Origin of the sequence: Mycobacterium arosiense ATCC BAA-1401 = DSM 45069 (genome assembly GCF_002086125.1) — a bacterium.
In the GTDB taxonomy this organism is placed as follows: domain Bacteria; phylum Actinomycetota; class Actinomycetes; order Mycobacteriales; family Mycobacteriaceae; genus Mycobacterium; species Mycobacterium arosiense.
This window is the reverse complement of sequence record NZ_MVHG01000068.1, coordinates 21120-28273: the sequence shown is the minus strand read 5'-3', so window position 1 is coordinate 28273 and position 7154 is coordinate 21120. Positions and strand designations below refer to the sequence as shown.

Sequence of the window (7154 nt, the reverse complement as noted above, 5' to 3'; positions counted from 1 at the left end):
TCGCCGTCGTCTACCGCGGCGCAGCAGTCCTACGCGCCATCACCCTCTGGCTACCCCATTTGTCAGACACGCCCTAGTCGGTTACTCCTCGTCGAGCGCGGCCAGCACCTCGTCGGACAGGTCGACGTTGGTCCAGACGTTCTGCACGTCGTCGCTGTCCTCCAGCGCGTCGACGAGCTTGAACACCTTGCGCGCGCCCTCGACGTCGACCGGCACGCTGACGGACGGCTGGAAGCTGGCCTCGGCGGACTCGTAGTCGATGCCGGCCTCTTGCAGCGCGGTGCGCACCGCGACCAGGTCGGTCGGCTCGGAGATGATCTCGAAGCTGTCGCCGAGGTCGTTGACGTCCTCGGCGCCGGCGTCGAGCACCGCCGTCAGCACGTCGTCCTCGGTCAGGCCGTTCTTCTCCAGGGTGACGACGCCCTTGCGGCTGAACAGGTAGGACACCGAGCCGGGATCGGCCATGGTGCCGCCGTTGCGGGTCACGGCCACCCGGACCTCGCCGGCCGCGCGGTTGCGGTTGTCGGTCAGGCATTCGATCAGCACCGCGACGCCGTTGGGCCCGTAGCCCTCGTACATGATGGTCTGGTAGTCGGCGCCACCGGCTTCCTCGCCGGCGCCCCGTTTGCGGGCGCGCTCGATGTTGTCGTTGGGGACCGAGGTCTTCTTCGCCTTCTGGATGGCGTCGTAGAGCGTCGGGTTGCCGGCCGGGTCACCACCGCCGGTGCGGGCGGCGACCTCGATGTTCTTGATCAGCCGGGCAAACTCCTTGCCGCGGCGCGCGTCTTTGACGGCCTTCTGGTGCTTGGTGGTGGCCCACTTGGAATGGCCGCTCATCGCTGTCCTATCTACAAAGTCCTCTTTTTGTGGCCAGACGAGTCTACGTGGACGCTCGGGGTGGGTCGCGGGAGCAGCGGGATGCGGTCAGTCGCCGCCGGTGACGAGGTCGACGAACAGGTGGTGAATGCGCCGATCGCCGGTCATCTCGGGGTGAAACGCCGTGGCCAGCTTGCGTCCCTGCCGCACCGCGACGGCATGGCCGGCCGCGCTGGCCAGCACCTCGACGCCGTCCCCCGAGCGTTCCACCCAGGGCGCGCGGATGAACACCGCGCGCACCGGATCGTCGAGTCCCGCGAACGCGATGTCACCCTCGAACGAGTCGACCTGCCGTCCAAAAGCGTTGCGCCGCACCGTCATATCGATCGCGCGCAACGGCAGCGCCTCGCGCCCGCCCGCGCCGGCGTCCAGGATCTCGCTGGCCAGCAGGATCATCCCGGCGCAGGCGCCGTAGGCGGGCAGCCCGTCGGCCAGCAGGCCCCGCAACGGCTCCAGCAACCCGAGATCGCCCAGCAGGTGGCTCATGGTGGTCGATTCGCCACCGGGAAGGACCAGCCCGTCGACCGATTCGAGCTCGCTGCGCCGGCGCACCGGCATCGACTCGGCCCCTGCCTCGCGCAGGGCCGCCAGGTGCTCGCGGGTGTCGCCCTGCAGCGCCAGGACCCCGATCCGCGGGGTGCTCACTGGTGGGTCGGCTGGTATCCGCGCTGGAAGCGGGTCAGCCCCTCCTGCATGACCGCCGCGACCATCTCACCGGACTGGGTGAAGATCTTGCCCTGGCACAGCGAGCGGCCGCCGCTGGCCGACGGCGAGCTCTGGTCGTAGAGCAGCCACTCGTCGGCGCGAAACGCCCGCATGAACCACATCGCGTGGTCCAGTGACGCCACCTGCAGGTGCTCGCGCACATCGAGATGGGTGACCTGAGCCGATCCCAGCAGCGTCAGGTCGCTCATGTAGGCCAGCGCGCAGATGTGCAGCACCGGGTCGTTTGGCAGCGGGTCGCGGTGGCGGAACCACACCTGCTGCTGGGAAGCCTTGCCCGGCAACAGTTCCAGGTGTTCGCGCGGCACGATGCAGACGTCCCACTCCTCGAACTGCTTGAACCCGGCGTCGTCGAACACCTTAATCGAGTCCAAGCCGGGCAGGCCGTCCGGCGGCGGCGCGGCCGGCATCGAGTCCTGGTGGCCAATCCCCTCCTGGTCGGTCTGGAAGGACGCCGACATGGAGAAGATGGTCTCGCCGTGCTGGATGGCGTTGACCCGCCGGGTGGCGAACGAGCCGCCGTCGCGGATGCGTTCCACGATGAAAACCGTGCGCTCCCGGGCATCCCCGGGCCGCAGGAAATACCCGTGCAGCGAGTGCACCTGGTAGCGCGGGTCGACGGTGCGCACCGCCGAGACCAGTGACTGCCCCGCGACGTGGCCGCCGAACGTGCGCTGGAAATAGCCCGACTTCGGACTGAAGATGCTGCCCCGGTAGATGTTGACCTCGAGTTGCTCGAGGTCAAGGATCTCTTCGATCGCCACGGAGAAGTTTTTACCAGCCGCGTTCGGCCAGCCGATGCGGCTCCGCGATCTGCTCGACGTTAATGCCGACCATCGCCTCGCCCAGCCCGCGCGACACCTTTGCCAGCACGTCGGGGTCGTCGTAGAACGTGGTCGCCTTGACGATCGCGGCGGCGCGCGCGGCGGGGTCGCCGGATTTGAAGATCCCCGAGCCCACGAACACGCCCTCGGCGCCGAGCTGCATCATCATCGCCGCGTCCGCAGGGGTGGCGATGCCGCCCGCGGTGAACAGCGTGACCGGCAGCTTGCCCGCCCGGGCCACCTCCACGACCAGGTCGTAGGGGGCCTGCAACTCCTTTGCGGCGACGAACAATTCGTCTTCAGACAGCGACGTCAGGCGGCGGATCTCGCCGCCGATGGCGCGCATGTGCGTGGCCGCGTTGGAGACGTCGCCGGTGCCGGCCTCGCCCTTGGAGCGGATCATCGCCGCGCCCTCGCTGATGCGCCGCAACGCCTCACCGAGGTTGGTCGCCCCGCACACGAACGGCACGGTGAATTTCCACTTGTCGATGTGGTGGGTGTAGTCGGCGGGGGTGAGCACCTCGGATTCGTCGACGTAGTCCACGCCGAGGCTTTGCAGGATCTGCGCCTCGACGAAGTGGCCGATGCGGGCCTTGGCCATCACCGGGATGGTCACCGCGGCGATGATGCCCTCGATCATGTCCGGATCGCTCATCCGCGACACCCCGCCCTGGGCGCGGATGTCGGCGGGCACCCGTTCCAGCGCCATGACGGCGACGGCGCCGGCGGCCTCGGCGATCTTGGCCTGCTCGGGGGTGACGACGTCCATGATGACGCCGCCCTTGAGCATTTCGGCCATGCCGCGTTTGACGCGCGCCGTCCCGGTTCGCCCGTTGCTCGGGTGGGCGGTATTCACTGCTGATCTCCTTCAACCGTTGTCGACCCAGTCTAATCAGGCGCTTTGGCCCGCGTTGACTCCGCGGAGTCAGCGGATGGACAGCAGCGGCCCGGGGGCGCGGCCGCCGGCGCGCGCGGCCGCGTCGGTGAGCAGTCCGGATAGCTGCAGGGGGTACACCGTCTCCCCCGCCGCCACCAGCTGCGCGATGTCAGCAGCGTCACACCAGCGGTGGCCGTGGATGTAGCTGCGTTCCAGTTCGGTGCGGCCGGTGCGCGACGGCTCGAACCGCTGGGTGCGGTAGACGAAGTAAAACTCCTCGCTGTCGATCAGCGAGCCGTTGAACTCGAAGACCTCATCGCGCCGCCAGACCGGACCGATCATCTCGGCCGGCGCGACCCGCAACCCGGTTTCCTCGGCCAGCTCCCGCGCGGCGGCCTCGGCCAGCCGCTCGCCTTGCCGCACTTCGCCGCCCACCGTGAACCACCATCGCGGCGCATGCCGCTGCGCGAGCGCGGGGTCCGACCCGCACAACAGCAGCACCGCGCCGGTCTCGTCGAGCAGCACGACCCGCGCCGAGGTGCGGTGGTTGAGGACGCCTTCAAAGCCCAAGGCGCCGTGCGCCAGCGCGTGCGGCCGCTCGACGATCTCAAAATAGTCGGGCAGCGCGGCGGTTCCGCCCAGGTGAAAGAGCCGCACCAGGGGCCGTTCGGCCAGCGCCAGGGTGTCGCGGACCGCGTCGTTGTGGAAGCGGCGGGCCAGCACCACCCGGGCCTCGGCGTCGGCCAGCTCGGCGATCAGCCCGGCCGGCAGGGACGCGGGATCGACGACGGCCAGCGCGGCCGACAGCTCGTTCTCGCACGCCTCCCGCGCGTGCCGCGGCGCGCCCTCCGCGGCGTCGGCCAGCGCCGCCAGCCGTCGCCCTTCGGACGCGCCGCCGTAGGCGTCGATGGCGACGGCGCGCGCCACCACCGCGCGCCGGGCCAGCGCGCCGTCGAGCGCCTGCCAGGACAGGTCGTAGCGGACGTGCAGCCGGTCCAGCCGGTTGGCGGTCCGGTAAGCCCAGGCGCCGACGGCCGCCAGCACCGCGACGAAGACCGCGATGGCGACAATCAGCCATGTGATCAACCGGCCACCTCAACCTTGGCGCCTGACGCGGCGACCGTCTCGTACACCCGCATGATCTGGCCGGACACCGCTGACCAGTCGTAGCGCTGGACGGCTGCCGAACCGGCCGCCACATATCGTTCCCGCAGCACATCATCCTCTAGCACCGCGATCAGCGCATCGGCGAGCGCGTCGCCGTCGCCGACGGGCACCAGGCAGCCCACCTCGCCATTGCCCAGCACGCGCCGGAAGGCGTCCAAATCGCTGGCCACCACCGGGGTGCCGGCGGCCAGCGCCTCGACGAGGACGATGCCGAAGCTCTCCCCGCCGAGGTTCGGCGCGCAATATACGTCGGCACTGCGCATCGCCGAGGCCTTCCCGGCATCGTCGACCTGGCCCAGAAACCGGATGCGGTCCACGAATTCGCCTGCCGCGAAGCGCAATTGGTCCTCGTCGCCGCGCCCGACGACCAGCAGCTGCACGTCACCGAAACGCTCGACCACCCCGGGCAGCGCATCGAGCAGCACCGAGATGCCCTTGCGCGGCTCGTCGTAGCGGCCCAAAAACAGCACGGTCTTGCCGGCACGCGGGTAGCCGTCCAGGGGCGGCGCGGTGGCGAACGACGCGACGTCCACGCCGTTGGGGATCTCCACCGCATCGGTGCCCAGCGCCTCCATCTGCCACCGGCGGGCCAGGTCGGAGACCGCGATCCGCCCGACGATCTTCTCGTGCATCGGGCGCAGGATGCCCTGGAACACGGTCAGCGTCAGCGACTTGGTGGTCGACGTGTGAAAAGTGGCCACGATCGGGCCCTCGGCGATGTTGAGGGCCAGCATGGACAGGCTCGGTGCGTTGGGCTCGTGCAGGTGCAGCACGTCGAAATCGCCTTCGGCGAGCCACTTTTTCACCTTGCGGTGGGTGGCCGGCCCGAACCGCAGCCGGGCCACCGACCCGTTGTAGGGAATCGGGACGGCCTTGCCCGCCGAGACGACGTAGTCGGGCAGCTCGGCATGCGGCGAGGACGGCGCGAGCACGCTGACGTGGTGGCCCCGGACGCGCATCACCTCGGCCAGCTGCAGGACGTGCGACTGCACCCCACCCGGGACGTCGAACGAGTAGGGGCAGACCATCCCGATCCGCATCAGGTGTCCTTGAGCCGGGCCTGCTTGGCTTCGGGGAGGTCGGCCAGCCACTGCGGCTGCATCATGTGCCAGTCCTGGGGGCGGGCGGCGATGTTCTTTTCGAACTGATCGGCCATCGCCTGGGTGATGGCGGCGACGTCGCCGCCGGTGCAATCCAGGGGCGGGTGGATGGAGACGCCCCAGCCGCGGTCCTCGAACCAGCAGTGCGCAGGCAGCAGTACCGCACCCGTCGCGATGGCGAGCTTCGCCGGCCCGGCGGGCAGCCGGGTGGGCTCACCGAAGAAGTCGACCTGCACGCCGGTGCGGGTGAGGTCGCGCTCGGCCATCAGACACACCACCCGGTCGGCCCGCAGCCGATCGCACAACACGTCGAAGGGCGGCCGTTTTCCCCCGGACAGGGGCAGCACCTCGAAGCCGAGGCGTTCGCGGTAGGCGATGAAGCGCCGGTACAGCGATTCGGGTTTGAGCCGCTCGGCGACGGTGGTGAAGGTGCCGTGGGTCTGGGCCAGCCACACCCCGGCCATGTCCCAGTTGCCGCTGTGCGGCAACGCGATCACCGCGCCGCGGCCGCCGGCCAGCGCCGCCGCGATATGGTCTCGCCCCTGGACCGAGTCGTGCAGCCGGCGGCCCACCGCGGCCAGGTCCATGCCCGGCAGCCGGAACGCCTCGCGCCAGTAACGGGCGTAGGAGGACAGCGAGGCCCGCATCAGCGAGTCCGGCACATCCTCGGGCGACACGCGCAGGACGCGGGCCAGGTTCTTGCGCAGCTGGTAGGGGCCGCCGCCGCGGGCGGCGTAGCGCGCCCCGGCCTCAAAGGCGTTGCGCGCGGCGAACTCCGGCAACGCCCGCACCGCCATCCACCCCGACGCGTACGCCCAGTCCGTCGCGTAGGCCCCAATCGTTTTCACGCCCGGCGTGGGGATCACGGGCCGTCCGATCCCACCAGCCGGTCGGTCGCGCCCGGCGAGGTGCGCACCGCGTGCAACCGCTGCGCGCAGGTGAGCAGGCTGGCCAGCGCCAGTACCCACATCGCGACCGCCAGCGCGGGCGGCCAGGCGACGTAGGGGAAGTCCGACACGCCCGCGCCGACCAGCACGATGATCAGCCGTTCCGGCCGTTCGATCAGGCCCCCGCCGCCGCGCAGCCCGCTGGCCTCCGCGCGGGCCTTGATGTAGGAGATCACCTGCGAGGTGACCAGGCAGATCAGCGTCGCCACCGCCAGCAGCTCGTCGTGCAGGCCGAAGACGACCCACCACAGCAGCCCGCAGAACACCGCGCCGTCGCTGACCCTGTCACAGGTGGCGTCCAGCACCGCGCCGAATCGGGTGCCGCCGCCGCGTTCCCGGGCCATCGCCCCGTCGAGCATGTCGAAGAGGACGAAGAACCAGACCACCAGCGTGCCGATGAACAGCTTGCCCATCGGGAACAACGTCAGCGCCCCGGCCACCGCGACGATGGTGCCCAGGACGGTGACGACGTCGGGTGTCAAACCCAGCCGCAGGCATGCCCGTGCGGTCGGAGTGGTCAGCCGCGCGAACGCCGCCCGCGACAGGAACGGCACCTTGCTCATGTGCGCCGCTCCTCCCCATCGCTTCGTCCCCCGCAAGCGGGTGGTACCCCCGCTGCATCGTCGCCGGCGCGGCTCAT

At 70.2% G+C, this 7154-nt stretch carries 8 protein-coding genes and 1 pseudogene; all 9 read right to left on the bottom strand.

The window, feature by feature from the left end; genetic code table 11:
- Window positions 1-81 precede the first annotated feature (81 nt).
- Window positions 82-837, bottom strand: coding sequence for a YebC/PmpR family DNA-binding transcriptional regulator (locus BST14_RS20940; protein WP_083066278.1), 756 nt, complete (start codon window positions 835-837; stop codon window positions 82-84).
- 87 nt (window positions 838-924) lie between these two features.
- On the bottom strand, window positions 925-1521 hold the full coding sequence (gene pdxT / locus BST14_RS20935; RefSeq protein ID WP_083066277.1) for a pyridoxal 5'-phosphate synthase glutaminase subunit PdxT: 597 nt from the start codon (window positions 1519-1521) through the stop codon (window positions 925-927).
- The gene (tesB, locus tag BST14_RS20930; protein WP_083066276.1) at window positions 1518-2363 is read right to left on the bottom strand and encodes an acyl-CoA thioesterase II; all 846 of its coding nucleotides are present in this window, start codon (window positions 2361-2363) and stop codon (window positions 1518-1520) included. Before tesB ends, pdxT begins: the two co-directional genes overlap by 4 nt.
- Before the next feature lie 10 nt (window positions 2364-2373).
- Window positions 2374-3279 carry a pyridoxal 5'-phosphate synthase lyase subunit PdxS gene (gene pdxS / locus BST14_RS20925; protein WP_083066275.1) on the bottom strand — a complete coding sequence of 302 codons (906 nt, stop codon included), beginning with the start codon at window positions 3277-3279 and terminating at the stop codon, window positions 2374-2376.
- Between the two features lie 69 nt (window positions 3280-3348).
- Window positions 3349-4383, bottom strand: coding sequence for an NUDIX hydrolase (locus tag BST14_RS20920; RefSeq protein ID WP_083066281.1), 1035 nt, complete (start codon window positions 4381-4383; stop codon window positions 3349-3351).
- Window positions 4383-5507, bottom strand: coding sequence for a glycosyltransferase family 4 protein (locus tag BST14_RS20915; protein WP_083066274.1), 1125 nt, complete (start codon window positions 5505-5507; stop codon window positions 4383-4385). The genes BST14_RS20920 and BST14_RS20915 overlap by 1 nt, the downstream gene beginning before the upstream one ends.
- On the bottom strand, window positions 5507-6433 hold the full coding sequence (locus BST14_RS20910) for a phosphatidylinositol mannoside acyltransferase (RefSeq protein WP_083066273.1): 927 nt from the start codon (window positions 6431-6433) through the stop codon (window positions 5507-5509). Before BST14_RS20910 ends, BST14_RS20915 begins: the two co-directional genes overlap by 1 nt.
- Window positions 6430-7077, bottom strand: coding sequence for a phosphatidylinositol phosphate synthase (gene pgsA / locus BST14_RS20905; RefSeq protein ID WP_083066272.1), 648 nt, complete (start codon window positions 7075-7077; stop codon window positions 6430-6432). Before pgsA ends, BST14_RS20910 begins: the two co-directional genes overlap by 4 nt.
- Window positions 7074-7148, bottom strand: a pseudogene (locus tag BST14_RS31135) (16S rRNA (guanine(966)-N(2))-methyltransferase RsmD); the annotation flags it as partial. The gene pgsA and the pseudogene BST14_RS31135, both read right to left, overlap by 4 nt.
- Window positions 7149-7154 lie beyond the last annotated feature (6 nt).

Excerpts from the sequence above, each read along its gene's own strand:
- BST14_RS20940 (WP_083066278.1), bottom strand. The coding sequence starts at position 837 with ATGAGCGGCCATTCCAAGTGGGCCACCACCAAGCACCAGAAGGCCGTC.
- BST14_RS20915 (WP_083066274.1), bottom strand. The coding sequence starts at position 5,507 with ATGCGGATCGGGATGGTCTGCCCCTACTCGTTCGACGTCCCGGGTGGG.
- pgsA (WP_083066272.1), bottom strand. The coding sequence starts at position 7,077 with ATGAGCAAGGTGCCGTTCCTGTCGCGGGCGGCGTTCGCGCGGCTGACC.